Below are 25910 nucleotides of genomic sequence, written 5' to 3' on the forward strand. Positions count from 1 at the left end.
CATGTCGATTGGTCCCGCAGTGGCAGCGGCCAAATTTCCGACAAATATCAATACTATGGCCACGCCAACTTCTCCGATGACGCGGCCCCCGGCGCATCCATGGCAGGCTCCCACTCAAGAAAATCGGTTGTTGGCATGAAGATTCGCGTCGCTCTCGTTTCCGCATTGCTGGCCGTTTCCGGCTGCACCACCTTGAGCGGCAAGGGTCCAGCCATAGCAGTGACACCGGCCTCGACACCTCCTTCCAGCGGCAAGGTGACCACGACGATCATTTCGGCGATGGGCGGCGGCCTCATCAGCGGGACGATCGGCAACGGCCTCAGCGAGACCGAGAAGCGCAGCGCGCTCGAGGCTGAATACAAGGCGCTGGAATATACGACCAGCGGCCAGAAGGTGACGTGGAAAGGCGCTCAGGCTTCGCGCTACGGCGAGGTGGTTCCGGCCCAGCCGTACCGCGTCGGTTCGCAGGACTGCCGCCAGTACACGCAGACGGTGTTTTCCGCCGGCGCCGGGGTCACGGCGCGTGGAACCGCTTGCCGCAACGCCGATGGCAGCTGGACGCCGCTGACCTGACGACCGTCTGCCGACGATTGGCGGCTGGCGTCGTCAAAGCGTCGCAGCATGCATCTGTTGGCACGGCAGAGCTCTGCCGGTATTGGAAGAACCATGCTGTTCTGGGTCATAGCCGCCATTCTCACGCTGGGTGCAAGCCTGGCGGTGCTGCTGCCGCTGGCCGCCAGCGCCAAGGGCGCGTCGTCGAGCGGCGAACATGATCTCGAAGTCTATCGGGACCAATTGTCCGAGCTTGACCGCGACGCCGCGCGTGGCTTGATCCAGCCGGCCGAAGCAGCCGAGGCCCGCGCCGAGATCGCTCGCCGCATCATTCGCCTTGACAATGCGGGTACCGCCAGCGGCGCAAACCCTGGCCGAGCGTCGATCACGGCAAGGCTGGTGGCAACCGTAGCCGTGCTGGCGGTGCCGCTGGTCAGTTGGGGGCTCTATGTCAAGCTTGGCTCTCCCGACCTGCCGTCGCAACCGCTCAGCGAGCGGTTGGCCAAGAATCCCGCCGACAGTTCGGTCGACGAGCTGGTGGCGCGGGCCGAAGCCCATCTGGCCGCCAATCCCACTGACGGCAGGGGCTGGGACGTGCTCGCACCGGTCTATCTGCGCATGCAGCGCTTTTCCGACGCGGCGGGAGCCTATCGCAACGCCATTCGGCTCGATGGCGACAGCGCCGTTCGCCAGGCCGGTCTCGGCGAGGCGATCGCCAGCGCGGCAGGCGGCATTGTCTCGGCCGATGCCCAGGATGCCTTCGAGGCAGCCCTGAAGCTCGATCCGGCCAACGCGAAGGCGAGTTTCTACCTGGCCATGGCGTTGGCGCAGGAGGGGCGCGCCAAGGAAGCGACCACGGCATGGCAGGCGATGCTGGGCAGATTGCCGCCGGACTCGCCATGGCGCGGTGCCGTCGAGCAGGCGCTGGCCAAATCCGGAGGCTCCGACGTCGCCTCCAGCGGCGCCAGCAACGGTCCCGATGCCGGCGATGTCGACGCCGCATCCTCGATGTCGCCGCAGGATCGGGAGGCCATGATCAATACGATGGTCGCCGGCCTCGACGACAAACTGCGGCAAAATCCGCGTGATCCGGAAGGATGGATGCGGCTCGTTCGTTCCTATGTCGTGCTCGGCAAGGCCGATCAGGCGCGTGAGGCGCTCGGTCGCGCCATCGCCGTCTTTGGCGCAGACAGTGAGCAGGCGAAGAAATTCACCGCCTTTGCCGCTTCGCTTGGCCTTGCGGCGACGGAGTAGAACAAGACATGACGCGCAAGCAGAAACGATTGTCGGTGATCACGGGCGGGCTGGTCTTTCTGGGTGCCGCGACGGGGCTGACTTTTTACGCGCTTGGCCAGAAGGCCTCCTTTTTCTACATGCCGGCCGATCTCACCACCGCCAGTGTCCAGCCTGGCCAGCGCATCCGGTTGGGTGGATTGGTCGAAAAAGGCACGATCCAGCGCGGGCAGGGGGCAACGGTCGGCTTTTCGGTGACCGACACGCACAAATCGGTCAAGGTCACCTACACCGGCATCCTGCCCGACCTTTTCCGCGAAGAGCAGGGCGTCATCACCGAGGGTACTTTCGGCCCGGACGGGGTTTTTGTTGCCGATAGCGTGCTGGCCAAGCATGATGAGCGCTACATGCCCAAGGAGGTTGCGGACGGCCTCAAGGCCAAGGGCGTCTGGCAGGAGAACAAGAGTGAATAGCTCCGGCAGGAGAGCGACAATGGATCACGGGCATGGTTGAAACCGGACATTTCGCCCTCGTCCTGGCGTTTGCGCTTTCGCTGGTGCAGACGGTGGTGCCGCTGTTTGGCGCGCGCCTGAACAACCAGCGCCTCATGGCCGTCGGCGGTCCGGTCGCGGTGACCGGCTTTGCCTTGACGGCGCTGTCCTTCGCAGCGTTGGCGAGTGCCTATGCAAGCTCCGATTTCTCGGTGGCAAGCGTGTGGGAAAACTCGCATTCCTTGCAGCCGTTGATCTACAAGATCACCGGAACCTGGGGCAATCATGAAGGCTCGATGCTGCTTTGGGTGTTGATCCTGACCTTCTTCGGCGCGCTCGTCGCCGCTTTCGGCTCCAACCTGCCGGCGACGCTGCGCGCCAATGTGCTTGCGGTGCAAGGCGCCATCGGCGCCGCCTTCTTCCTCTTCATCCTGGCGACGTCCAATCCGTTCATCCGGCTCAATCCGGCGCCGATCGAAGGCCGCGATCTCAACCCGATCCTGCAGGATCTCGGCCTCGCCATCCACCCACCGTTCCTCTATCTCGGCTATGTCGGCTTCTCGATCTGTTTTTCCTTCTCGGTCGCCGCCCTCATCGAAGGCCGCATCGACGCGTCCTGGGCGCGCTGGGTGCGGCCGTGGACGCTGGTCGCCTGGATGTTCCTGACCGGCGGCATCGCCATGGGATCGTACTGGGCCTACTATGAACTTGGCTGGGGCGGTTTCTGGTTCTGGGATCCGGTCGAGAACGCCTCCTTCATGCCGTGGCTGGCGGGCACAGCGCTGCTGCATTCGGCCATCGTCATGGAGAAGCGCTCGGCGCTGAAGATCTGGACGCTGCTGCTCGCCATCCTGACCTTTTCGCTGTCGCTGCTCGGCACCTTCCTCGTGCGTTCAGGCGTGCTGACCTCGGTGCACGCCTTTGCCACCGATCCGACGCGCGGCGTGTTTATCCTGTGCATACTGACGCTGTTTATCGGCGGCTCGCTGGCGCTGTTTGCGCTGCGCGCTTCCCGGCTGACGACCGGCGGCCTGTTCCAGCCGATTTCCCGAGAAGGGGCGCTGGTCCTCAACAATCTGTTCCTGACGACGGCGACGGCGACCGTCCTCGTCGGCACACTCTATCCGCTCGCCGTCGAAGCCTTTTCAGCCGACAAGATCTCGGTCGGCGCGCCGTTCTTCAATCTCACCTTCGGACCGCTGATGGTACCGTTGCTGCTCGTGGTTCCGTTCGGGCCGTTGCTGGCCTGGAAGCGCGGCGATGTCTTCGCCGTCGCGCAGCGCCTGATGGTGGCATTTGCAGCGGCGCTGCTGGCGACGTTGGTCACCGCTTTGTTCATCGACGGCGCCTCGGTGTTCGCAGCTCTGGGCGTTGGCCTTGCCGTCTGGCTGATCCTTGGCGCGCTCACCGATCTCGCCGTCAAATCGGGGGTCGGCAATGTCGCAGCGGGGATCATGGTCAGGCGCTTGCTCGGCCTGCCGCGCTCGGTCTTCGGCACCGCCTTCGCTCACCTTGGCCTCGGCCTGACCACGCTCGGCATCGTCGGCACACTTTGCTTCGGCACCGAGAAGATCCTGTCGATGCATGCCGGTGAGACCGTCGAACTGTCCGGCCATACGCTGCGTTTCGTCGGGCTTTATCCGGCCCAGGGACCGAATTACAGCGAGGATCTCGGCCGCTTCGAACTGATCGGCGTCAGCGGCAGCCCTGTTGGCGAAATCAGCTCCGCCAAACGGTTTTATCCGGTGCGGCAGATGACGACGACGGAATCGGGCATCAGGACGATTGGTTTCTCGCAGCTCTACATCTCGCTCGGCGACGAGGGCAATGACGGTTCCGTCGTCGTGCGTTTGTGGTGGAAGCCGCTGGTGACGTTGATCTGGGGCGGCGGCCTGATGATGATGGCGGGCGCGGCGATGTCACTGATGGACCGGCGCCTGCGCGTCGGCGCGCCGTCGCGGCGGCGCAAGCAGGCGAGCGCGGTGCCATCCGCGACCCTGCCATGAACGCGCGGTTTTCTCTGACCTCCATTGTCCTGCTGCTGGCGCTGTTCTTTGCCGGCACGGCCTCGGCGGTGAAGCCTGACGAGGTGCTGCCTGATCCGACGCTGGAGGCGCGGGCGCGGGCGCTGTCGGAAGGCTTGCGCTGCATGGTCTGCCAGAACCAGTCGATCGACGAATCCGATGCCGACCTTGCCCGCGACCTGCGCGTCCTTGTGCGTCAGCGCCTCGTCGCCGGCGACACCGACCAGCAGGTCATGGACTACGTGGTTTCGCGATATGGCGAGTTCGTGCTGCTGAAGCCGCGATTCGACCTGCGCAATGCGTTGCTGTGGGGCACGCCCGTCCTGCTGTTGCTGGTGGGAGGCGTTTTCATCGTGCTGACCGCGCGGTCGCGCCGCGTGCTGGCAACAAAATCACTGTCCTCCGAAGAACAGGCATCGTTGGACGCCATATTGCGCCGCGACTGATGTCCGCCGTCACTCCCAAACATTACCAAAGTTTCATGTGTCGGAAATGGCGCTGTAATGTGTGCCGCTCTAATTCTCCTTTCCGAGGATGCCGACCAAGCAGCGTCCGTTGAAAGAGGATAAGAGATCCATGAATATTGCCCCCAATTCATATTCCGTCACCCGCAAGCGTCTCATGGCTGCCGTCGCATCTGTCGCCGTGGCCGGTGCGATCGGGGTTGGCGCGCTGACCAGCGGAACCAGCCCTGTTCTGGCCGATGCCGTACGCGTCGAGGCGCCGCAGGTGCCGGGCTTCGCCGATGTCGTGGAGCGCGTTTCTCCCGCCGTTGTCAGTGTCAAGGTCAAGGCCAAGATCAGCCCGGCCGCCGATGATGGCTCCGACCCGTCCGACGACCAGGATGGCATGAACAACCTGCCCAACAATCCACAGCTACGCCGCTTCTTCAAGGAATTCCGTGGCTTTGGTGACCAGGACGGCCAGGGTGGCGGCAACAGGCGCTTCAGCCACCGCGACCGCAACAACGATCAGCCGCGGCCGGTTGCCCAGGGCTCGGGCTTCTTCATCTCGGATGACGGCTATCTCGTCACCAACAATCACGTTGTTTCAGAAGGCTCGGCCTTCACCGTGGTGATGCATGACGGCAAGGAACTCGACGCCAAGCTGGTCGGCACCGACCCGCGCACCGATCTCGCCGTGCTCAAGGTCGACGGCGTCGGCAAGTTTACCTATGTCGACTTCGCCGATGACTCCAAGGTTCGCGTCGGCGACTGGGTGGTGGCCGTCGGCAATCCGTTCGGCCTTGGTGGAACCGTCACCGCCGGCATCGTCTCCGCCCGCGGCCGTGACATCGGCGCTGGCCCTTATGACGACTTCATCCAGATCGACGCATCGGTCAACCGCGGCAATTCTGGCGGTCCGACCTTCAACCTCAACGGCCAGGTCGTCGGCATCAACACCGCGATCTTCTCGCCATCCGGCGGCAGCGTCGGCATCGCCTTCGACATTCCCGCTTCGACCGCCAAGCAGGTCGTTCAGGACCTGATGAAGAGCGGCTCCGTGCAGCGCGGCTGGCTCGGTGTGGAAATCCAGCCGGTCACCTCCGACATCGCTGAGTCGCTTGGTCTGAAGTCCAACAACGGCGCACTGGTTTCCAGTGCCCAGGATGATGGTCCCGGCAAGAAGGCGGGCATCACGGCCGGTGACGTGATCACCCAGGTCGACGGAAAAGATGTCGCTTCGCCGAAGGAACTGGCCCGGCTGATCGGCGCCTATTCGCCTGGCAAGTCGGTCGACGTCACCGTGTGGCGCGACGGCAAGAGCCAGACGGTCAAGGTCGATCTCGGCAAACTGCCCTCGAGCGACAAGCAGGCCTCTGTCGACCAGCAGCAGCCCGCCGCCCCGGCCAAGCCCGACACGCTGGCTGATCTCGGCCTGACCGTTACCAAGTCTGAAAACGGCAAGGGACTGGTGGTGACCGATGTCGATCCCGACAGCGATGCCGCCGATCGCGGTATCCAGCCAGGCGACGTCATCACATCGGTCAATTCGACCGAAGTGAACGGCACCGACGACGTCACCAAGGCGATGACCGATGCAGTCAAATCCGGCCGCAAGGCAGTGCTGATGCAGATCACCCGCGACGACACCAATCGTTTCGTCGCGCTGCCCGTCGCCAAGGGCTGAGGTCAGCCCCGGAGCGTTCTCTCGGCCTTTCCAGGGTGGGTGAGGGCGTTTCGGCGGCAGGTTGGGCTTTTCCAGTGCGGCAGTTTCAACACCCCCGAGCCGCCGTACGGGAAAGCATGGAGGAGCGCGCGTTAGTCAGTCATCGCGCCTTCCCCCGGCGGCAGCGGGCTTCCCATCGTCCGCTGCCGCACACTTTCAAAAGCGCTTCCGCGATCCGACGCAAAATGACATCGGCAGCGAGCAGCTTTATCTCGCACGGCTTCGGGCAATCTTGATCGCGGTGCGCTTTGGCAAAGGCCACAATGCAGATGTCTGCCACTCAACCTTCCGGCGAAATCGCGTATAACAGCCCTATGAAGATTCTCGTCATAGAAGACGATCGCGAGGCTGCGGACTACTTGCAGAAAGCCTTTGCCGAGGCCGGTCACACTGCTCATGTCGCCGGTGACGGCGAAACCGGCTTTGCGCTCGCCGACGCCGGCGACTACGACGTGATGGTGATCGACAGGATGATGCCGCGTCGCGACGGCCTGTCGGTCATTGCCGGTCTCCGGTCCAGGGGCAACACAACGCCGGTGCTGATCCTCTCGGCGCTCGGCGAGGTCGATGACCGGGTCACGGGTCTGCGCGCCGGCGGCGACGATTACCTGACAAAGCCCTATGCCTTCTCCGAGCTTCTCGCCCGCGTCGAGGTTCTGAACCGGCGCGCCAGCGCCAAGGAAGCCGAAACCGTCTACCGCGTCGGCGATCTCGAACTCGACAGGCTGTCGCATTCGGTCCGCCGTGCGTCACGCGAGATAACGCTGCAGCCGCGTGAATTCCGATTGCTCGAATATCTGATGCGGCATGCCGGCCAGGTGGTAACGCGCACCATGCTGCTGGAAAATGTCTGGGACTACCATTTCGATCCGCAGACCAATGTCATTGACGTCCATGTCTCCCGGCTGCGCGGCAAGATCGAGAAGGGCTTCGACAAGCCCATCCTGCATACGGTTCGCGGCGCCGGCTATATGCTGAAGAGCGGCTAGCTGCGGCATGGCTCTTTCCGTGCCAGCCATCATGAAGACAACGGCAGCGCGGCTTTCGGCGCTCTACCTCCTGCTCTTCGCGCTCTGCGCGGTGGCGCTCGTCTTCTATATGACCTCGTTGTCGGCGCGCATGCTGACCGGGCAGACACAGGACACCATCAATGACGAGGTGCTCGGTCTGGCTCGCGCCTATCAACGCGGCGGTCTGCCGGTGTTGGTCCGTGTAGTCGAGGCCCGCTCGCGCCAGCCCGGCGCCAACCTCTATCTGATCGCCGACGCCAACGGACAGATCCTGACCGGCAATGTGCAGAGCCTGGAGCCGGGCGTTCTCGAAACCGAAGGCTGGACCAGCAGTCCGTTCTCTTATCAGCGTTTTGGCGAGGGAGAGCTCGAGCGCCTGCGCAACCTTCCCGCCGAGCAGGGCACCACCACCCAATCCGAGCAGAACGATGCGCAGGCGCAGGGCGAAAAGGGCCACAACGCCATTGCGCTGGTGCTGCGGCTGCCGAACCAGATGATCATGCTGGTCGGCCGCGACCTTGGCGAGCCGGAGCGGTTTCGTGCGGTCATCCGCCGTGCGCTGATGCTGGCGCTCGGCATGATGGGGCTGGGCGGATTGCTGATCTGGTTTTTTGTCGGTCGCGCCGCGCTGAAGCGCATCGACAGCGTGTCGGAAGCCAGCCGTCGCATCATGGGCGGGGATCTGTCGGGCAGGCTGCCGGTGACGGGGGTTGGCGATGAGTTCGACCGGCTCTCCGAAAATCTCAATGCCATGCTGGCCAGGATCGCCACGCTCAATGAAGGCTTGAAGCAGGTTTCCGACAACATCGCGCATGATCTGAAGACGCCGCTGACCCGGCTCCGCAACCGGGCCGAAGCGACGCTTTCGGGCAAGCAAAAGCCCACCGACTACCGGCGGGCACTGGAAGGCACCATTGCCGAGTCGGACCAGTTGATAAAAACCTTCAACGCCATCCTGATGATTTCCCGGCTGGAAGCTGGCTACTCCTCGGAGAACACCAACCGCGTCGATCTGGCGGAGGCCGTGCGCGATGTCGTCGAACTCTACGAGCCGGTGGCGGAAGAGGCAGGCGTGTCGCTGGAAGCAGACGCGCCCGAGGCGGTGTCCGTCAACGGCAACCGCGAACTGATCGGTCAGGCGCTGTCGAACATCGTCGACAACGCCATCAAATATTCGACCGGTGCCAATGCCCAGCCGGCGGTGCGCGTCACGCTCGAGCGAGCCGGTACGGACGTTCGCCTGTCTGTTGCCGACAATGGACACGGCATTCCCGACGATGGCGACCGGGCGCGGGCCACGGAACGTTTCGTGCGGCTGGAGAAGAGCCGTTCGCAGCCGGGTTCCGGTCTTGGCCTCAGCCTCGCCAAGGCGGTCATGACGTTCCACAATGGCCGGCTTGAACTCTTGCCTGGCAATCCCGGATTATCCGTGGTCATGAGTTTCCCAGCACGGGAGGATCACTGATGAGCACGGCTGCGAGGGCGAAAGATTGGCTGCTGAAGCCGGCGACCAGCCTGGCTCCGCTGGACGAAGACCGTGCGCGGCTGGAACTGGCCGAGATCGCTTCCGCGGCGCGCGAAGAAGGACTGACGCGGCTGGCCAAGTTCCTGGCCGGCAAGGGCGAGGGCCAGGATTTCCTTGCTGCCGTCTTCGATCTGTCGCCGTTCCTGCGCGATACCGCACGTCGCCGGCCGCAAATCCTGGACGGGCTGTTCGAGCAGACGATCGAGGCTCGACTGAAGGTGATCGGCGCCGCCATCGACCAGGTGCATCTAGCCGAAGCAGTCTCGGAATCCGGCTTGATGATGGAGCTGCGCCAGTGGAAGGCGGAGGCGCATTTCCTCATCGCGCTGGCCGATCTTGCCGGCGAGGCCGAAACGGCGCTGACGGTCCGGCGGTTGAGCGACCTCGCAGACGCCTGCACCCGCGCCGCCGTCGACTTCCTGCTGCGCGACGCGCATAGCGAGGGCAAACTCAAACTGCCGGATGTCGGCAATCCGTCGAAACAGTCGGGCTGGATCCTGCTCGGCATGGGCAAGCTCGGCGCGCATGAGCTGAATTTTTCCTCCGACATCGATCTGGTGGTTTTCTTCGATCCGGAAGCGCCCGCCGTCGTCGATCCGCTCGACGCCACCGAGTTGTTTTCGAGGCTGACGCGCCGCCTGGTGCGCATCCTGCAGGACCGCACCGAACACGGTTATGTCTTCCGCACCGATCTGAGACTGCGCCCAGACCCCGGTTCGACACCGCTGGCGATCCCGGTCGAGGCGGCACTGCGCTACTACGAGGCGCGCGGCCAGAACTGGGAGCGCGCCGCGATGATCAAGGCACGCCCGGTGGCGGGCGATCTGGCCGCGGGTGCGGCCTTCCTCAAGGAGTTGCAGCCCTATATCTGGCGCAAATACATGGACTACGCGGCGATTGCCGACGTCCATTCGATCAAGCGCCAGATCCACGCCCACAAGGGCCATGGCGAGATTGCGGTCAAGGGCCACAACGTCAAGCTTGGCCGCGGCGGCATTCGAGAGATCGAGTTCTTCGTCCAGACCCAGCAGCTCATCGCCGGCGGACGCTTCCCTGAACTGCGTGGCCGCGAGACCGTGCCGATGCTCGGCGAGCTTGCGACCGGCGGCTGGATCACCGCCGAGGCGCGCGATGCGCTTGCCCGCCAGTACTGGTTCCTGCGACGCGTCGAACATGCCGTGCAGATGGTTGCCGACGAGCAGACGCACACGCTGCCGGAAGATGATGAAGGCTTGGAGCGTATCGCACGCATGCTCGGCTTTGCCGATGCTTCTGCCTTTTCTCAAGCGTTCCGTGCCTCGCTGCAGCAGGTCGAACGTCACTACGCGGCACTGTTCGAAACAGCACCCGAACTGTCGACCGGCATCGGCAACCTGGTCTTCACCGGCGATGTGGACGATCCCGATACGCTGCAGACCTTGCACGGGCTCGGTTTTCAGCGGCCAAGCGACATCTGCCGCGTCATCCGTGGCTGGCATTTCGGCCGCTATCGCCTCACCCAGTCGGCGGAGGCACGCGAGCGGCTGACGGAACTGACGCCGGCGCTGCTGCGCGCCTTCGGCCAGACGCGCCGGGCCGACGAAGCTCTGATGCGCTTCGACGAGTTTCTCGCCGGCCTGCCGGCTGGCATCCAGCTGTTCTCCCTGCTGCAGTCCAATCCTGCCCTGCTGAAGCTTCTGGCGACGATCATGGGGGCCGCCCCCCGGCTGGCGGCGATCATCACCCGCAGGCCGCATGTCTTCGATGGTTTGCTCGACCCGGCCATGCTCACCGAATTACCCGACCGCGCCTATCTGTCGGCGCGGCTTTCCGCCTTCGTCGAGGGCGACCGGCTTTACGAGGATGTGCTCGACCGGCTGCGCATTTTTGCCTCCGAGCAGAAATTCCTGATCGGTGTCCGGCTGCTCGCCGGCTCGATCGATCCGGCGCGGGCCGGCCGCGCCTTTTCCGATCTGGCGGATCTCACCATCGAGGCTGCGTTGCAGGCGGTGACGGCCGAATTCGCGGCACGCCACGGCACCATTGCCGGCGGCGTGGTTGCGCTGCTCGGTATGGGCAAGCTTGGCAGCCGCGAGCTGACCGCCGGATCGGATGTCGACCTGATCCTGCTCTACGACCACGCGTCGGATGCCGAAGAGTCCGATGGCGACAAGCCGCTGGCACCTTCGCATTACTACACCCGCATGACGCAAAGGCTGATCGCGGCGGTGTCCGCGCCGACGGCGGAGGGGGTGCTCTACGAACTCGACCTGCGCCTGCGGCCGTCCGGCAACAAGGGACCGGTGGCCACCCATATCGATGCCTTCAAGAAATACCAGCGCCAGGAAGCCTGGACCTGGGAGCACATGGCGCTGGCCCGCGCGCGCGCCATAGCCGGTGACGCTAGCCTGTGCGGCGAGGTTGAAGCGGAAGTAGCGGCTGTACTTGGCCAGCCGCGCGATGCTGCAAAGGTGATGGCCGAGGCTGCGGACATGCGGGCCATGATCGAGAAGGAAAAGCCGCCGCGCGATCTCTGGGACATCAAGCTTATTCCCGGCGGCCTCATCGATCTCGAATTCATCGCCCAGGTGGCCGTCATTACCGGGCAAGTCGAGACCGGGCGCCGCGCCACCGGCACCGCCGAGATCCTGTCGCGCCTGGCACCGGGCTTCGCGGCTGCCGGGGTGAGGCAGGAGCTTGGCGATGCCTACGCGCTCTATCTGGCGCTGACCCAGATGACGCGGTTGTGCCTCACGGGAGCCTTCGAGCGCGACGACGTTCCGCCGGGGCTTTCGGATCTGCTTCTGGCGGTGACCGACCTGCCGGATTTCGGTGTGCTGGAAGCACACCTCAAGGAGACGTCGCAGAAGGTCAGGAAGGATTTCGATCTTTTGCTTCGTACGGGATGACCGTGAAGCGGTCGTTCGGAGTATCGGACAAAAATGAGACCCTGTTTGGGGAAATCCGATGCTCAAGCAAAGAGATAGAGCCGGCGGAAAATCTCACGCTGCAACCTTGATCGCCAGCACGGCCCTCTTCACCGGAATGCGCACCGACACGATCGTGCCGACACCTTCGCTCGACCGGATCTTCAGCGCGCCGCCCTGAAGCTCGGCCAGCGAACGTGAGATGGCAAGGCCAAGGCCAGACCCGGCATGGCTCTTGGAGAACTGGTTCTGCACCTGCTCGAAGGGCCGTCCGAGCTTGCCGAGCGCCTCCTTGGGGATGCCGCAGCCATTGTCCTCGATCGTCAGCACCAGCGCACCGGATGTGTTGCGGGCCCTGACCGATATGTGGCCGCCCTGGCCGGTGAACTTCACCGCATTGGACAAAAGGTTGATGACGATCTGCTTGATCGCACGGCGATCGGCGACCAGCGTCAGCGCATCGGCAATGCGCGTTTCCACGGTGATGGCCTTTTGCGCCGCCTGCAGCGAAACGACGCGTACGGTTTCGCTGATCAGCGGGCCGAGGTCGATTTCTTCCCGGTCCAGAGAGAACTGGCCAGCCTCGATCTTGGACATGTCGAGAATATCGTTGATGACGCCCAGCAGATATTTGCCGCTGCTGTTGATGTCGGTGGCATATTCCTCGTAGCGCTCCGATCCGAGTGGGCCGAACAGCCCTTGCTCCATCAGTTCGGAGAAGCCGATGATCGCGTTCAGCGGCGTGCGCAACTCATGCGACATGTTGGCCAGGAATTCGGATTTGGCCCGGTTCGCCGCTTCGGCCCGTTCGGTTTCCTTCATGTATTTGCGGTTGAGGTCGACCAGTTCGCGCGAACGCTCCTCCTCGGCCCGCCGCGCCAGGCTGAGATCATGGATCGTTGCCATCAGCCGCCGCTCGCTGTCGACCAGCTTCTCCTGGTGCAGCTTGATCTGGGTGATGTCGGAGCCGACCGAGACGATGCCGCCGTCCCGGGTCTTCAGTTCGTTGACCTGCAGCCAGCGGCCGTCGGCCAGCTGCCGCTCGAAAGTGGCGCCGCCTTGCAGGCCGCTGGTGTGGGCAAGGCGCCGTTCGGAAGCAAAGGCCAGCATGCGTTCTTCCAGCGCCGCGCGCGCGGTGCCCGGCATCACGTCGCGGTCCGAAAGCCCGTTGTCCTGCTGGTATTTGGAATTGCACATGATCAGGCGCTGCGTCGAATCCCACAGCACGAAGGATTCGTTGATGTTCTCGATCGCCGTTCTGAGGCGAAGGTCGGCAGCCTCGGAACGCAGCGCCAGATGACGCTGTTCGGTGACGTCGACGGCAATGCCGATCAGCTGGATCTCCGGCGCTTCCGGATCGATGACCTGTGCCCGTGCGCGCATCCAGACCCATTGGCCGTCCGCATGGCGCATGCGGAACACCTGGTCGATATGATCGATCTCGCGTGCGACGATTCTGTTGGCGAGCTCGAACAGATCGCCGTCCTCGGGATGGATGATCTGGTCGACCTCGCCGAAGGACAGCATCGTGTCGCAGGGCTTGTAGCCGAGCATGTCATACATCGAGCGTGACCAGTACATCTTGCCGCGCACCATGTCCCAGTCCCACAGGCCGCAGCGGCCGCGCACCAGCGCCATGTCGATGCGCTGATGCGCTTCGAGGTAGATACGGTCAGCCGCCTGCGCACGCGCCGCCTGGCCGAAATAGGCATAGAGGATGACGATCAGCACACCGGCCGTCAGCACGAACAGGGTGACGTTCAGCGAAACAGTCTTGCGCCATGCATCGAAAACCGCGTCCTGTGGCACCAGGGCCGCCGATGCACCCTTTCCGCCATTCGCCAGGCTGACCGCCGCGTACCAATCCCGTCCGTCGATGTTGACGTCCATGACGCCGGCACGATCGCCGAACATGAACAAGGGCTGGCCGCCCTCGACGAGGCCGTCGAGCGAATGGCCCTGCCATGGCATCGAGCGCGGCGTCACCGCGACGATCTTGAAAGCGCTGTCGGTGATGACAAGCACATGGCTGCGGCCCATCGCGCCCTGACGGCTGGTGGTCTCCAGCAGATCCTGTATGGCGCCGGGCACCGTTTCCGAGGTTGTGGCGAGCGAACTGGCCAGCTGGCCCGCCGCCAGCGTCAGGATCGCCTTGGCATTGCGCTCGACATCGTCGCGCTCGTTCATCAGCGACAGCACACGCAGCGCCGCGATGACGATCAGGAAGGTGATGATGAGGACAGGTATTGATCGGCGCAGCAGCGGCTCGGCGGCCAGAAGCCGCCGGTAGGCCGGTTCGGCGATGAGCCGCGTATTCCCGGCAAGACCGTCGCCGCGCGTCTCGCGATGCGCAAAAACCGTCCCTCCGGGCGCGCCCCACGCGTCCGCCTTCGCCATAAATGGCACTCCCCGAATTTGCCTATGCTGCTTGGTGATCCGGCAAACGCCGCACATCCGAATCGTCAGTAAAGAATCAAAGGTGATTCGCCTTGTCCAGTAGTCCGGCGAAAAAAGATTAAAAATCGACTAAAATAATGCCGAAACGGTCCAATGCCGCTTGTGCGCCTGACCGTCTCTGAGGATTGACAAATTGTAGTTTATAAACTACATGATCCTCATGATCGACCTGAAGCAGACGGAAACGTTCCGAAAGTGGTGGACGCGGCTAAGGGATGAGCGCGCTCGGGGTGCGATCTTTGCTCGGCTCGACCGCCTTGCCTATGGGCATCCGGGAGATGTCGAGCCCGTGGGGGAAGGGATAAGCGAGTTGCGTATCCACTACGGCCCGGGCTACCGCGTCTATTTTCAGAAGCGGGGGACCACGATCATCGTCCTTCTGTGCGGCGGCGACAAAGGCACCCAAAAGAAGGACATCACGACGGCGAAACGTCTGGCAAAGGAATGGAGCGAATGAAATGGCTGAGAAACTGACAACCTTTGATCCGGCTGAAGGCCTGACCTCTGATGAGGCCATTGCGGCATTCATGGCGGAAGCATTTGCTTCCGAAGATTCCGGCTATATCGCGCACGCGCTGGGTGTCGTAGCCCGCGCCAAGGGCATGGCCCAAATAGCGAGCCAGACGGGACTTTCGCGTGAACAGCTTTATCGCTCCTTCAGTGAGAACGGCAATCCGACCCTGAAAACGACGATTGCCGTGATGAAGGCGCTTGGGATCGAGTTGACCGCAAAGCCCCAGTCCCATCAGCCGGGACTGATTTAACGGGCGCTTGAAGAAATTGCATATTTACGTCAGCGTGCGCTCGACGATATCCCGCAGATCCGCCGACAGGTTTTCGGCGCCGGCGATCGACAGCAGCGCTTCCCTGGCCTTGGCCTGCCGCAAAGGTTCGAGCGAACGCCACGATCTGAGCGCCGTCGCCAGCCTGGCCGCCACTTGCGGGTTGCGCTTTTCAACCTCGAGCACAGTCTGGGCAAAGAACCAGTAGCCTTCGCCGTCAGCACGATGGAAGCCGGTCTGGTTGGCGCTGGAGAAGGTGCCGATCAGCGAGCGCACCCGGTTCGGATTGCCCATCGAGAAGGCCGGGTGGCTGGTCAGGGCCTTCACGGTGTCGACGGTTTGCGGTCCCGGAACGCTGGCCTGGATCTGGAACCATTTATCCATGACCAGCGGGTCGGACCTATAGGTCGTCTCGAAAGCCGCCAGCGCCTCGACCGCCTCGGGCGAACCGTGGTGACGATGCGCGAGCACGGCAAGTGCTGCCGCGCGGTCGGTCATGTTGGTCGCCGACTGGAAATGCCTGGCGGCGAGTGCTGCTCCACTCGGCTGCAGCGACAGATAATCCAGCAAGGTGTTGCGCAAGGCGCGTCGTCCGGCGCTCGCCGCGTCGGGGCTGAACGCTGCTTTGTCTGCAAGGCCGCGGTAAAGGCCCGAAAAAACGTCCCGGTTCGCAGTGCCGATCGCCAACGCCAGTGCCTCGCGAGCCGCATAGATAGCATCGGGGTCGATGTTCCGGCCGATGTCGCGGGCGATGTCGGCTTCGCCGGGCAATGCCAGCGCCAGTGCTCGATAGGCCGGCTCCAGGGTCTCGTCGCCGGCGATGCTGCCGGCGAGTTCGATCAGCCGCGGTGCAAAGGCCGGCTGCTTGCCGCCGAGGATCTCGCGGAAGGCGGTGATCAGTGCATCGGTCAGCAATGTATTGAAGGCCTGCCAGCGCGAGAAGGCGTCGCTGTCATGGCGGGCGAGAAAGAACTGGTCGTCGGCTTTCTGCTCGACGGACAATGTCACCGGCGCCGAAAAGCCGCGGTTGAGCGACACGGCCGGGCGCTCGGTGACGCCTGAAAACCGCACCATGTGGCGACGCTTGCGGATATGGATGACGCCGTCCTCGACGCTGGCGCCTTCGACGCCGCTATATGGCACAGGCTTGCCGCCGGCGCCGATCAGGCCGAAAGCCAGCGGGATGTGCATCAGCCGCTTGCGGCTTTCGGAGGGTGTCGGCGGTACCGACTGCTCGATTTCGAGCGTGAATTCCTGCGCCGCCGGATTGTGCGTCGAACTGATCGTCAGGTTCGGCGTGCCTGCCTGATGATACCAGAGCGCGAACTGCGACAGGTCGCGGCCGGACGCATCCTCGAACACCTTGATGAAATCCTCGATCGTCGCCGCGTCACCGTCGTGCCGCTCGAAATAGAGGTCCATGCCGGCGCGAAAGACGTCGGCACCGAGAATTGTGCGGATCATGCGCACCACTTCAGAGCCCTTCTCGTAGACCGTGGCGGTGTAGAAATTGTTGATCTCGCGGTAGCGGCGCGGCCGCACTGGATGCGCCAGTGGGCCCTGGTCCTCGGGAAACTGGTGGGCGCGCAAGGTGCGCACTTCGGCGATGCGCTTGACCGCGCGCGAGCGCTGGTCGGCGGAGAATTCGTGGTCGCGGAAAACCGTCAGGCCTTCCTTCAGGCAGAGCTGGAACCAGTCGCGGCAAGTGATTCTGTTGCCTGTCCAATTGTGGAAATACTCATGCGCGATGATCGCCTCGATATTGGCGAAATCGGCGTCCGTCGCGGTCTCCCGGTCGGCCAGCACATATTTGTCGTTGAAGATGTTGAGGCCCTTGTTCTCCATCGCTCCCATGTTGAAGTCGGACACGGCGACGATGTTGAAGACGTCGAGATCGTATTCGCGGCCGAATGCCTCTTCGTCCCATTTCATCGACCGCTTCAGGGCATCCATCGCGTAGCCGGCCAGCTTCTCCTTGCCGGGCTCGACATAGATGCCGAGTTCGACCGTGCGGCCCGACAGCGTGACGAAACTGTCTGCAAGCTGGCCGAGATTGCCGGCCACCAGCGCGAACAAATAGGATGGCTTGGGAAAAGGGTCGTGCCACACTGCATAGTGCCAGCCGTCGCCGAGGTCGCCCCTGTCGACCAGGTTGCCGTTGGACAGGAGCAGCGGCGCTTCGTCACGCATTGCTTCTATGCGCACCGTGTAGACGGACAGGATGTCGGGACGATCGAGGAAATAGGTGATGCGGCGAAAGCCCTCCGCTTCGCATTGCGTGCAGTAGACATTGCTCGAGCGGTAGAGGCCCATCAGGGCTTCGTTGCCCGCCGGCGCCACCTCGGTCTCTATGAGCAACTGGAAGCGACGTGCCGCCGGAGGCTTGAGGATTGTCAACCGGTCAGGCGTCGCCAGCAGATCCGCCGGTTTTACCTTCTTGCCGTCGATCTCGATGCGCTTGAGCGTCAGCCCGTCGCCGTCGAGCACCAACGGTGCCGACAGGGAGACGTCGTCACGACGCTCTATCGTGAGGACGGCGGTGACACGCGTTGCGTCTGGCGAAAGGCGGAAGGTAAGGTCGGTTTTCGGAATGAGGTAGTCGTTGGGGCGATAGTCTTCGAGTTTGAAGACCTGGCCGGTGTCCGTGCGCATTCCGTGGGTTTTCCTGTCGATTGCGTTGGCGGCGGATTGTGTCCGCTGGTCCAAGAAATTTGAAGTCCGCGCTCTTTACACGAAACGGCCCCTCGACAAAACTGAGGCAATGCCTATTTCAGGCGTTCCTTCTCCTGTCATCATCACGAGGCACCCATGACCGTCGTCACACCGAAATTCGGCATGGGCGCATCCGTGCTGCGGCGCGAGGATGCCGCCTTCATCCAGGGCCAGGGCCGCTATACCGACGACATCCAGCCGGCTGGCGTCCTGCATGGCTATGTCCTGCGCTCGCCGGTCGCCAAGGCCAGCTTCACCATCGGTTCGACCGAGGCGGCGAAGACGGCACCTGGCGTCCATCTGGTGCTGACCGGCAAGGATCTTGCCCATCTCGGCGATCTGAAATCCGGCGTCATGCAGGAACAGCCGGACGGCACCAAGGCTCCGACGCGCGACATCCCGATCCTGTGCGGCGACCGCGTCAACTATGTCGGCGATGCCATTGCCTTCGTCGTCGCCGACAGCCGAGCCTTGGCGCAGGATGCCGCCGAACTGATCGATGTCGACTATGACGGCGAAGATGCGGCCTCCGGGACGGCAACGGCATTGGCCGAAGGCACGCCGCTGGTCTGGCCGGAGCTTGGTTCCAACCGCGCCTTCAGCTACCACATGGGCGACAAGAAAAAGAGCGAAGCGGCTTTCGCCAAGGCCGCCCATGTCACCCGCATCGAGTTCGTCAACAACCGGCTGGTGTGCAACTACATGGAGCCGCGCTCCGCGATCGGCGAATGGAACGTCGAGGAGAAGCGCTTCGTGCTGACCACCGGGTCGCAAGGCGTGCACTCCATGCAGTATATCCTGGCCAGCGTGTTCAAGATCAAGAAGGACCAGCTGCGCGTCATCACGCCTGATGTCGGCGGTGGTTTCGGGCCGAAGAGCTTCGTCTACCGCGAATATCCGCTGGTGCTGGAAGCGGCAAAGCGGCTTGGCCGCCCGGTGAAATGGGCCGGTGACCGCACGGAGCACTTCCTGACCGACGCGCAAGGCCGCGACAATTTCGTCACGGCCGAGATGGCGCTCGACAAGGACGGCCGCTTTCTCGGCATGAAGGTGGACCTGCTCGCCAACATCGGCGCCTATATCTCGCAATACGGCCCGTTCATCCCCTATATCGGCGTCACCATGTCGACCGGTGTCTACGATATCCAGGCGCTCGATGTCTCGGTCACCGGCCTTTACACCAACACCTGCCCGGTCGATGCCTATCGCGGTGCCGGCCGGCCGGAAGCGGCGTTCCTGTTGGAAAAGCTGGTCGATGCCTGCGCCCACGATCTCCGCCTGCCTGTCGAGGAGATCCGCCGCCGCAACTTCATCCGGCCGGAGCAATTTCCCTACCGGACGCAAACCGGCCGCCTCTACGACACCGGTGAATTCGAAGGCCATATGGAGCGCGCTATTGAGCAATCCGAATGGAAAGCGTTTCCCGAGCGGCTGGCGCAATCGAAGGCCGGCGGAAAAATCCGCGGCCTCGGCATGGCGACCTATATCGAGGCCTGTGCCTTTCCGGGCTCCGAACCGGCCTTCGTCGAACTCAACGGCGATGGCACGGTGACGCTGAAGATCGGCACCCAGACCAACGGGCAGGGGCATGCCACCGCCTATGCGCAGTTCCTGTCGGAAAAGCTCAATCTCGACATCGACAAGATCCATGTCCGCCAGGGCGATACCGATGAATTGAAAGCCGGCGGCGGCACCGGCGGCTCGCGCTCCATACCGCTGGGGGGTGTATCGGCTTCCCGCGCGGGCGAGGATCTGGCCAACAAGATCAAGCGCATCGCCGCCGACGAGCTTGAAGCCTCGGCCGGCGACATTGAGCTGTCTGATGGTGTTGCCCGCATCGTCGGCACCGATCGCTCGATCGATTTTTCCGCCATCGCCAAGGCCGCCAAGACGCCGGATGATCTCAAGGGCTTTGGCGAGTTCGTGCAGGACGAATGCACCTATCCCAACGGCACTCATATCTGCGAGGTCGAGATCGATCCCGACACCGGCGCGACCGAGATCGTCCGCTACACCATCGTCGACGATTTCGGCGTCACCGTGAACCCGATCCTGCTCGCCGGCCAGGTGCATGGCGGCGTCGTGCAAGGCATCGGCCAGGCACTGACCGAGGACACCATCTATGGCGAGGACGGACAGCTTTTGACGGCGAGCTTCATGGATTACGCCATGCCGCGCGCCGACAATTTCCCGTTCTTCCATTTCGAGACCCGCAACGTGCCTTCGACCACCAATGCACTCGGCATCAAGGGCGCGGGCGAGGCCGGCACCATCGGCTCGACCCCGGCGGCGCTCAATGCGGTGACCGACGCGCTCTGGCGCGCTTATGGCGTCAAGCACATCGACATGCCGGCAACGCCGGCGCGTATCTGGGCGACCATCCGAGAAGCGTCGGGAGCGTGACAGCAGGCCCCGGCAGCCCCCCGGCCACAGCCAGCGGTGATGCCGGCGGGCACGACACGCTAACCGGCATCATGTTCAAGATCGTGTCGGTGGCGGTCTTCGTCGGCATGCAGACCTGCATCAAAGCCGCAGGCACGGTTCCGGCCGGCCAGATTGTCTTCTTCCGCTCTTTCTTCGCTATTTTCCCGATCATCGCCTTCCTGGCCTTCAGGAAAGAACTCGGCACTGCCTTCACCACCAAGCGTCCGTTCAACCACATCGCCCGCGGCCTGGTCGGCGTCTGCGCCATGGGGCTCGGCTTTTTTGCGTTGACCCGGCTGCCGCTGCCAGAAGCGATCACGCTGAACTACGCGCAGCCGCTGCTGGTGGTGGTGTTCAGCTCCATCTTCCTCGGCGAGGCCATCCGTGTCTATCGCTGGAGTGCGGTCGCGGTCGGCCTGGTCGGCGTGCTGATCATCTCCTGGCCGGAACTGACGCTGCTGAGTTCCGACGAGGCGCTCGACGATCAGGAAGTGCTTGGCGTCATCGCCGCTCTTGTCGCCGCGGCGATCTCGGCCGTCGCCATGCTCTTGGTGCGCAATCTCGTTCAAAGCGAGCGCACAGCGACCATCGTGCTGTGGTTTTCGGTGACGGCGAGCGTCATGTCGCTGCTGTCGCTGCCATTCGGCTGGCAGGCGCTGACGCCGCTCCAGGCGGCTCTTCTTGTTGCCGCCGGCTTCTGCGGCGGTCTCGGCCAGATCCTGATGACGGCGGCCTATCGCCATGCCGAGGCCTCGGTGGTGGCGCCGTTCGAATATACGTCGATGATCCTCGGCGTCGTCGTCGGTTATCTCGTCTTCGGCGACGTCGCCACGCTCCATATGCTCGTCGGCGGCCTGATCGTCGTCGCCGCCGGCATCTTCATCATCTGGCGCGAACGCCAGCTTGGCCTGGAGCGGACCCGCACGCGCAAGGCATCTTTGCCTGAAGGGTGATTACGACAGCTCGGCTCGCTCCTTCGCCAACCGAACCAGCACCGTCCTCGTCTGCTCATCGGCTGGAAAAAACGATTCGATCGCCAGTTCCGACAGGGTCACGTCGAGCGGCGTGCCGAAGACGGTGATGGTGCTGATGAACGACAGCACCTGGTCGCCGTGCGCAAGCCTGAGCGGGTGCACGATGGGGTTCGGCTCTACCGACACCGGCCGACTGCCTTTCAAGCCGGACGGATAAGTCCTCAGCTCACGCTCGAGTTCGATCAGCACCGCGTCGCCGCTCGCGTCATTCTGGTGTTTCAGGCGCTCGAGCAGATGCGTCCGCCATTCCTGGAGATTGACGATGCGTGGCGCGATGCCGCCGGGATGAAGGCTGAGGCGAAGGACGTTGACCGGCGGCGTCAGCAGCGAAGCCTCGCTGACATCGGCAAGGAAGGGGGCAATGGCGGCATTGGCCGAAACCAGGTTCCAGTGGCGGTCGACAGCGAGTGCCGGGAAAGGCTCGTGGCCTTTGAGGACGATCTCGACCGCCGCCATCGCCGGCGCCATCGTGGTGTCGGTCAATGAGCGCTCGCCGAAGCTCGGCGCAAAGCCGGCGGCGAGGAGCAACTGGTTGCGCTGCCTCAGCGGTATCGACAATTGCTCGGCCAGATGCAGCACCATGTCGCGTGAGGGCGCGGCGCGGCCGCTTTCGACGAAGCTCAGATGCCGCTGCGAGATTTCGGCCTCCATGGCGAGGTCGAGTTGAGACATGCGGCGGCGGGTGCGCCACTCGCGAATGAGGCTGCCGGCGGAGGTTTGGGCTGTTGTCATGAGGGCATGGTTAGACTGGGAGAGGGGGGCATTTCAATTACGTCTGAGGTCATAGTTCTTGCCGGCGTTCGCCTATCCACATTGGAGATTGGCGAAAGCGGAGATGACAGCCAATCTCCCCCCTCGTGGAGGAGATTGGCCAATCACCCAAGTGCACGCAGCTTCGCCTTGACTTCGAGAAAATCCCGCCACGCCAGCTTCTTGTGCGACGGGGTTCGCAGGAGATAGGCCGGATGCAGCGTCGGCATGGCCGGGATGGCGATGCCGGACGCCGTCGTGTGGGCGCGCCAGTTGCCGCGCAGCCGCAATATGCCTTCCGAGGTGTTGAGCAAGGTCTTGGCTGACGGGCCGCCAAGGTTGATCAGCACCTTCGGATTGACCAGTTCGATCTGCCGCTCGATGAACGGCCGGCAGATCTCGGTTTCGTGCGGCGTCGGCGTGCGATTGCCCGGCGGCCGCCAGGGAATGACATTGGCGATATAGACTGAAGTACGGTCGAGCCCGATCGCCGCCAGCATGCGGTCGAGCAGCCGACCCGATCGGCCGACGAAGGGCAGGCCCTCGATGTCCTCGTCGCGGCCGGGTGCCTCGCCGACCAGCATCACGGCGGCGTCCGGGTTGCCGTCGGCGAACACCAGGCTCTTGGCGGTGGCCTTGAGATTGCAGCCCTCGAATGCCGCCATGTGCTGGCGAAGCTCGTCCAGCGTCGTTGCTGTCGTCGCCAATTGGCGAGCCAGTGCCGCCTGCGCTTCGTCGGGAACGGTGGCCGACGTTGGGCGCGCAACCGGCGGCGCACTTGATCTGTCACTTGGTTCGGGGCGAGACATATTCGTCGAACGCTGCGGTGCGGCGATATCGCCCGAAGACGCCGCCGCGCGCTCCATGGGCTTTGGCGCAACCTCGGCGAATCGGTTCACGGGCTGGTCTTCAAGCGCCTCGTCGACGCCCACGCTGGCGTAAAAGGCCAGCAAGTCGGCGATGTCAGGTATGTTGTTTGGGGAAGCGGCAGTCATGCCGGCACATTCATCCGCGCGAGCACGATTTGCAAGTTTGTGATTGGCGAAAGCGGTGATGACAGCCAATCTCCCTCCTTGAGGGGGAGATGGCCGGCAGGCCAGAGGGGGTCGTCGCGCGTAGAGCGTCAACCTCCTCTGTCGGCGAAGGGGAGTCGCGTCCGGTCGTGCCGCCCCTCGAGGGGGGAGAGCGCGCCCCGCATCCGCGCCTCATCCCGTCGGTATGCGTGGATCCTGCACGAGGTAAAACGTCCATCGCGGTGTGTAATCAGTCATCAGGAATTCGAACCTGGCGGTTTTCAGCGGGTCGACCTTGCCATTCCTGAACAGCAGCCGGTCATAGGGTTCGAAATCGCGATCGAAATCGGCGAAATTGCTCGACAAGATATTGTCCGGCGTCTTGTTGCGCTGGTCGAAGGAAAGCCCGTCGCCGAACACGCTCGGCCGATTCAGGATCTCCTGCAATTCGAACTGGAATTCGACCCAGGCCTGGCCGCTGTTGTTGAGCACCTCGATGCGCATATACATCATGCCGTTGGCGAATTCGTCGGCCTTGCCGAATGCCTGGATCGGTTTTGTCGTGCGGATCGTCAGCGTCACCGGCGTTGACGAATTCAGCTCTTCGGTGATGACGAACGGATCGTCCTTCGTTCCGATGCCCGAGGCGCCGGTGATGTGGAAGCCGCCAAGCTCGTCGGAGAAGGAGTAGGCGCCAGCCGCCCAGACCTTCACTTCGTCGGCGGCAGCGTGATGCGGCGCCAGCATCAGAAGGGCCAAAAGGAGCGCCCGGCGGATCCGGCCGGGCGGGAAAAGAAAGCGCGTCGATGAAAAGCCGGCTGGCCCAGGAATGCGCATGGCGTGAAGTATGGCCGATAAGCAAGCCGTCGAACAATTAAAAACGCGCGCCTCGCAGGCAATGCCGGGCGAAAAGCAGTCTTCCAGCCTCGCAATGCGCGACTTTTTGGCCAAAACGGCATTGTCACGTATGCGCCGGTTTCCTGTCGTCAATTGATGCGCTATGCAGCGCGGGAGCCAGCAAGATACCCGAATGGGATAAGCCAGTGCGGAGGGGTTGATGAGCGACATCGAACGCGAAAGCATGGAATTCGACGTGGTTATCGTCGGCGCCGGCCCTGCCGGCCTCGCCGCAGCCATCCGCCTCAAGCAGGTCAATCCCGAGCTTTCGGTCGTCGTCCTGGAGAAGGGCGGTGAGGTCGGCGCCCATATCCTCTCCGGCGCCGTTGTCGATCCGATCGGCATCGACCGGCTCTTGCCGGGCTGGCGCGATGAGGACGGCCATCCCTTCAAGACGCCGGTCACATCAGACCATTTCCTCGTCCTTGGTCCTGCCGGCTCGTTTCGCCTGCCCAACATGCTGATGCCGCCGCTGATGAACAATCACGGCAACTACATCGTCTCGCTCGGCAATGTCTGCCGCTGGCTGGCGACCAAGGCCGAAGCGCTCGGCGTCGAGATCTATCCGGGCTTTGCCGCCGCCGGCCTGCTCTACAATGAGCAAGGCGCCGTCACCGGTGTCGTCACCGGCGACATGGGCGTCGAGAAGGACGGAACGCACGGTCCGGGTTTCGCACCCGGCATGGCGCTGATGGGCAAATATGTGCTGATCGGGGAGGGCGCTCGCGGCTCGCTCGCCAAGCAGTTGATCGCCAGATACAAGCTTTCCGATGGCCGCGAACCGGGCAAATACGGCATCGGCCTGAAGGAACTCTGGCAGGTCAAGCCGGAGAACCACCGTCCGGGCCTGGTCCAGCATTCCTTCGGCTGGCCGCTTGACTTGAAGACCGGCGGCGGCTCGTTCCTCTACCATCTCGAGGACAATCAGGTGGCGGTCGGCTTCGTCCTCCACCTCAATTACAAGAACCCCTGGCTGTCGCCCTTCGAGGAATTCCAGCGCTTCAAGACCCATCCGGCGATCAGCGGGACTTTCGACGGCGCCAAGCGCCTCGGCTATGGCGCGCGCGCCATCACCGAGGGCGGCTGGCAGTCAGTGCCGAAACTCTCCTTCCCCGGTGGTGCGCTAATGGGATGTGCGGCGGGCTTCGTCAACGTGCCGCGCATCAAGGGCTCGCACAATGCCGTGCTGTCCGGCATGCTGGCGGCCGAGCATGTCGCAGAGGCGATCGGTGCCGGGCGCGCCAACGACGAACTCGCTTCCTACGAGGAAGCCTGGCGCGCGACCGACATCGGCAAGGATTTGAAGAAGGTGCGCAACGTCAAGCCGCTGTGGTCGCGCTTCGGCACGATCGTCGGTGTCGGCCTCGGCGGCCTCGACATGTGGCTGAACACGCTGTTCGGTGTCTCGCCCTTCGGCACGCTGAAGCATGGCAAGGCCGACTATGCGACGCTCGAGCCTGCCGCCCGGCACAAGAAGATCGCCTATCCGAAGCCCGATGGCGTGCTGACCTTCGACAGGCTGTCCTCGGTGTTCCTGTCCAACACCAATCACGAGGAAAACGAGCCGGTCCACCTGCTTGTCGGCGACATGGAACTGCAGAAGCGGTCCGAGCACGATGTCTTTGCGGGCCCCTCGACGCGTTACTGTCCGGCCGGGGTTTACGAGTGGGTCGACAAGGACGGCAATGCCGCCGCCGATCCCACGGCCAAGGATGTGCGCTTCGTCATCAACGCGCAGAACTGCGTCCACTGCAAGACATGCGACATCAAGGACCCGAACCAGAACATCAACTGGGTGCCGCCGCAAGGCGGAGAAGGCCCGGTCTACCAGGGCATGTAGGCTCGCGCCGGCCACAGCGTGCAAAGCCCCGACGACGGCTCGGGTCTCCCGTGGCAAGTGAAACATTAGGACTGTTGAAACTGCCGCGCGC

20 protein-coding genes are annotated in these 25910 nt (G+C 63.5%); 15 read left to right on the forward strand and 5 right to left on the reverse strand.

What is annotated here, in order from left to right:
* Positions 1-135 precede the first annotated feature (135 nt).
* From NP503_RS06485 to NP503_RS06525, 9 genes are all read left to right on the forward strand, one after another.
* Entirely contained in the window at positions 136-573 is a 438-nt protein-coding gene (locus tag NP503_RS06485; RefSeq protein ID WP_127269161.1) for a hypothetical protein, read from the forward strand.
* A 93-nt stretch (positions 574-666) separates the two neighbouring features.
* Positions 667-1806: a c-type cytochrome biogenesis protein CcmI gene (ccmI, locus tag NP503_RS06490; RefSeq protein WP_127269162.1), complete on the forward strand. Its 1140-nt coding sequence runs from the start codon at positions 667-669 to the stop codon at positions 1804-1806.
* 8 nt (positions 1807-1814) lie between these two features.
* A complete protein-coding gene (gene ccmE, locus NP503_RS06495; RefSeq protein ID WP_127269163.1) occupies positions 1815-2258 on the forward strand; it encodes a cytochrome c maturation protein CcmE in 444 nt (147 codons plus the stop codon).
* 32 nt (positions 2259-2290) lie between these two features.
* On the forward strand, positions 2291-4282 hold the full coding sequence (locus NP503_RS06500) for a heme lyase CcmF/NrfE family subunit (protein WP_127270960.1): 1992 nt from the start codon (positions 2291-2293) through the stop codon (positions 4280-4282).
* Complete coding sequence (locus tag NP503_RS06505; protein WP_127270956.1) at positions 4279-4746, forward strand: cytochrome c-type biogenesis protein; 468 nt, start codon at positions 4279-4281, stop codon at positions 4744-4746. Before NP503_RS06500 ends, NP503_RS06505 begins: the two co-directional genes overlap by 4 nt.
* Positions 4747-4876: 130 nt before the next feature.
* A complete protein-coding gene (locus tag NP503_RS06510; RefSeq protein ID WP_127270962.1) occupies positions 4877-6430 on the forward strand; it encodes a Do family serine endopeptidase in 1554 nt (517 codons plus the stop codon).
* A 353-nt stretch (positions 6431-6783) separates the two neighbouring features.
* Positions 6784-7458, forward strand: coding sequence for a response regulator transcription factor (locus tag NP503_RS06515; RefSeq protein ID WP_023812818.1), 675 nt, complete (start codon positions 6784-6786; stop codon positions 7456-7458).
* Positions 7459-7465: 7 nt separating this feature from the next.
* The gene (locus NP503_RS06520; protein WP_127269422.1) at positions 7466-8944 is read left to right on the forward strand and encodes a HAMP domain-containing sensor histidine kinase; all 1479 of its coding nucleotides are present in this window, start codon (positions 7466-7468) and stop codon (positions 8942-8944) included.
* On the forward strand, positions 8944-11892 hold the full coding sequence (locus NP503_RS06525) for a bifunctional [glutamine synthetase] adenylyltransferase/[glutamine synthetase]-adenylyl-L-tyrosine phosphorylase (RefSeq protein WP_127270965.1): 2949 nt from the start codon (positions 8944-8946) through the stop codon (positions 11890-11892). Before NP503_RS06520 ends, NP503_RS06525 begins: the two co-directional genes overlap by 1 nt.
* Positions 11893-11985: 93 nt before the next feature.
* On the opposite strand, the gene NP503_RS06530 is transcribed toward NP503_RS06525, so the two are convergent.
* Complete coding sequence (locus tag NP503_RS06530) at positions 11986-14307, reverse strand: PAS domain-containing sensor histidine kinase (protein ID WP_127270967.1); 2322 nt, start codon at positions 14305-14307, stop codon at positions 11986-11988.
* Between the two features lie 220 nt (positions 14308-14527).
* Here NP503_RS06530 and NP503_RS06535 point away from each other — a divergent pair, with 220 nt between their 5' ends.
* Both NP503_RS06535 and NP503_RS06540 read left to right on the forward strand, forming a co-directional pair.
* The gene (locus NP503_RS06535; RefSeq protein ID WP_127270969.1) at positions 14528-14824 is read left to right on the forward strand and encodes a type II toxin-antitoxin system RelE/ParE family toxin; all 297 of its coding nucleotides are present in this window, start codon (positions 14528-14530) and stop codon (positions 14822-14824) included.
* 1 nt (position 14825) lies between these two features.
* Entirely contained in the window at positions 14826-15131 is a 306-nt protein-coding gene (locus NP503_RS06540) for an addiction module antidote protein (protein WP_127270971.1), read from the forward strand.
* A gap of 24 nt (positions 15132-15155) precedes the next feature.
* On the opposite strand, the gene pepN is transcribed toward NP503_RS06540, so the two are convergent.
* Complete coding sequence (pepN, locus tag NP503_RS06545; RefSeq protein WP_127269853.1) at positions 15156-17801, reverse strand: aminopeptidase N; 2646 nt, start codon at positions 17799-17801, stop codon at positions 15156-15158.
* Between the two features lie 156 nt (positions 17802-17957).
* On the opposite strand from pepN, the gene NP503_RS06550 reads away from it, so the two are divergent.
* Positions 17958-20264 carry a xanthine dehydrogenase family protein molybdopterin-binding subunit gene (locus NP503_RS06550; RefSeq protein ID WP_127270973.1) on the forward strand — a complete coding sequence of 769 codons (2307 nt, stop codon included), beginning with the start codon at positions 17958-17960 and terminating at the stop codon, positions 20262-20264.
* The gene (locus NP503_RS06555; protein ID WP_127270975.1) at positions 20261-21238 is read left to right on the forward strand and encodes a DMT family transporter; all 978 of its coding nucleotides are present in this window, start codon (positions 20261-20263) and stop codon (positions 21236-21238) included. Before NP503_RS06550 ends, NP503_RS06555 begins: the two co-directional genes overlap by 4 nt.
* Here NP503_RS06555 and NP503_RS06560 read toward each other — a convergent pair whose 3' ends face one another.
* The 3 genes from NP503_RS06560 to NP503_RS06570 all read right to left on the reverse strand — a co-directional run bounded on the left by NP503_RS06560 (position 21239) and on the right by NP503_RS06570 (position 23919).
* Positions 21239-22051, reverse strand: coding sequence for a helix-turn-helix domain-containing protein (locus NP503_RS06560; protein WP_127270977.1), 813 nt, complete (start codon positions 22049-22051; stop codon positions 21239-21241).
* A gap of 143 nt (positions 22052-22194) precedes the next feature.
* A complete protein-coding gene (locus NP503_RS06565; protein ID WP_127270979.1) occupies positions 22195-23064 on the reverse strand; it encodes a uracil-DNA glycosylase family protein in 870 nt (289 codons plus the stop codon).
* A gap of 210 nt (positions 23065-23274) precedes the next feature.
* Positions 23275-23919 carry a hypothetical protein gene (locus NP503_RS06570; protein WP_127269925.1) on the reverse strand — a complete coding sequence of 215 codons (645 nt, stop codon included), beginning with the start codon at positions 23917-23919 and terminating at the stop codon, positions 23275-23277.
* A 10-nt stretch (positions 23920-23929) separates the two neighbouring features.
* Between NP503_RS06570 and NP503_RS06575 the strand changes: the two genes are divergently transcribed.
* Positions 23930-24076 carry a hypothetical protein gene (locus NP503_RS06575; RefSeq protein ID WP_155930595.1) on the forward strand — a complete coding sequence of 49 codons (147 nt, stop codon included), beginning with the start codon at positions 23930-23932 and terminating at the stop codon, positions 24074-24076.
* Between the two features lie 63 nt (positions 24077-24139).
* Entirely contained in the window at positions 24140-25819 is a 1680-nt protein-coding gene (locus tag NP503_RS06580) for an electron transfer flavoprotein-ubiquinone oxidoreductase (RefSeq protein WP_127269927.1), read from the forward strand.
* The last annotated feature ends 91 nt before the right edge of the window (positions 25820-25910 follow it).

Source organism: Mesorhizobium sp. SEMIA396 (genome assembly GCF_024518615.1).
Lineage (GTDB): Bacteria > Pseudomonadota > Alphaproteobacteria > Rhizobiales > Rhizobiaceae > Mesorhizobium.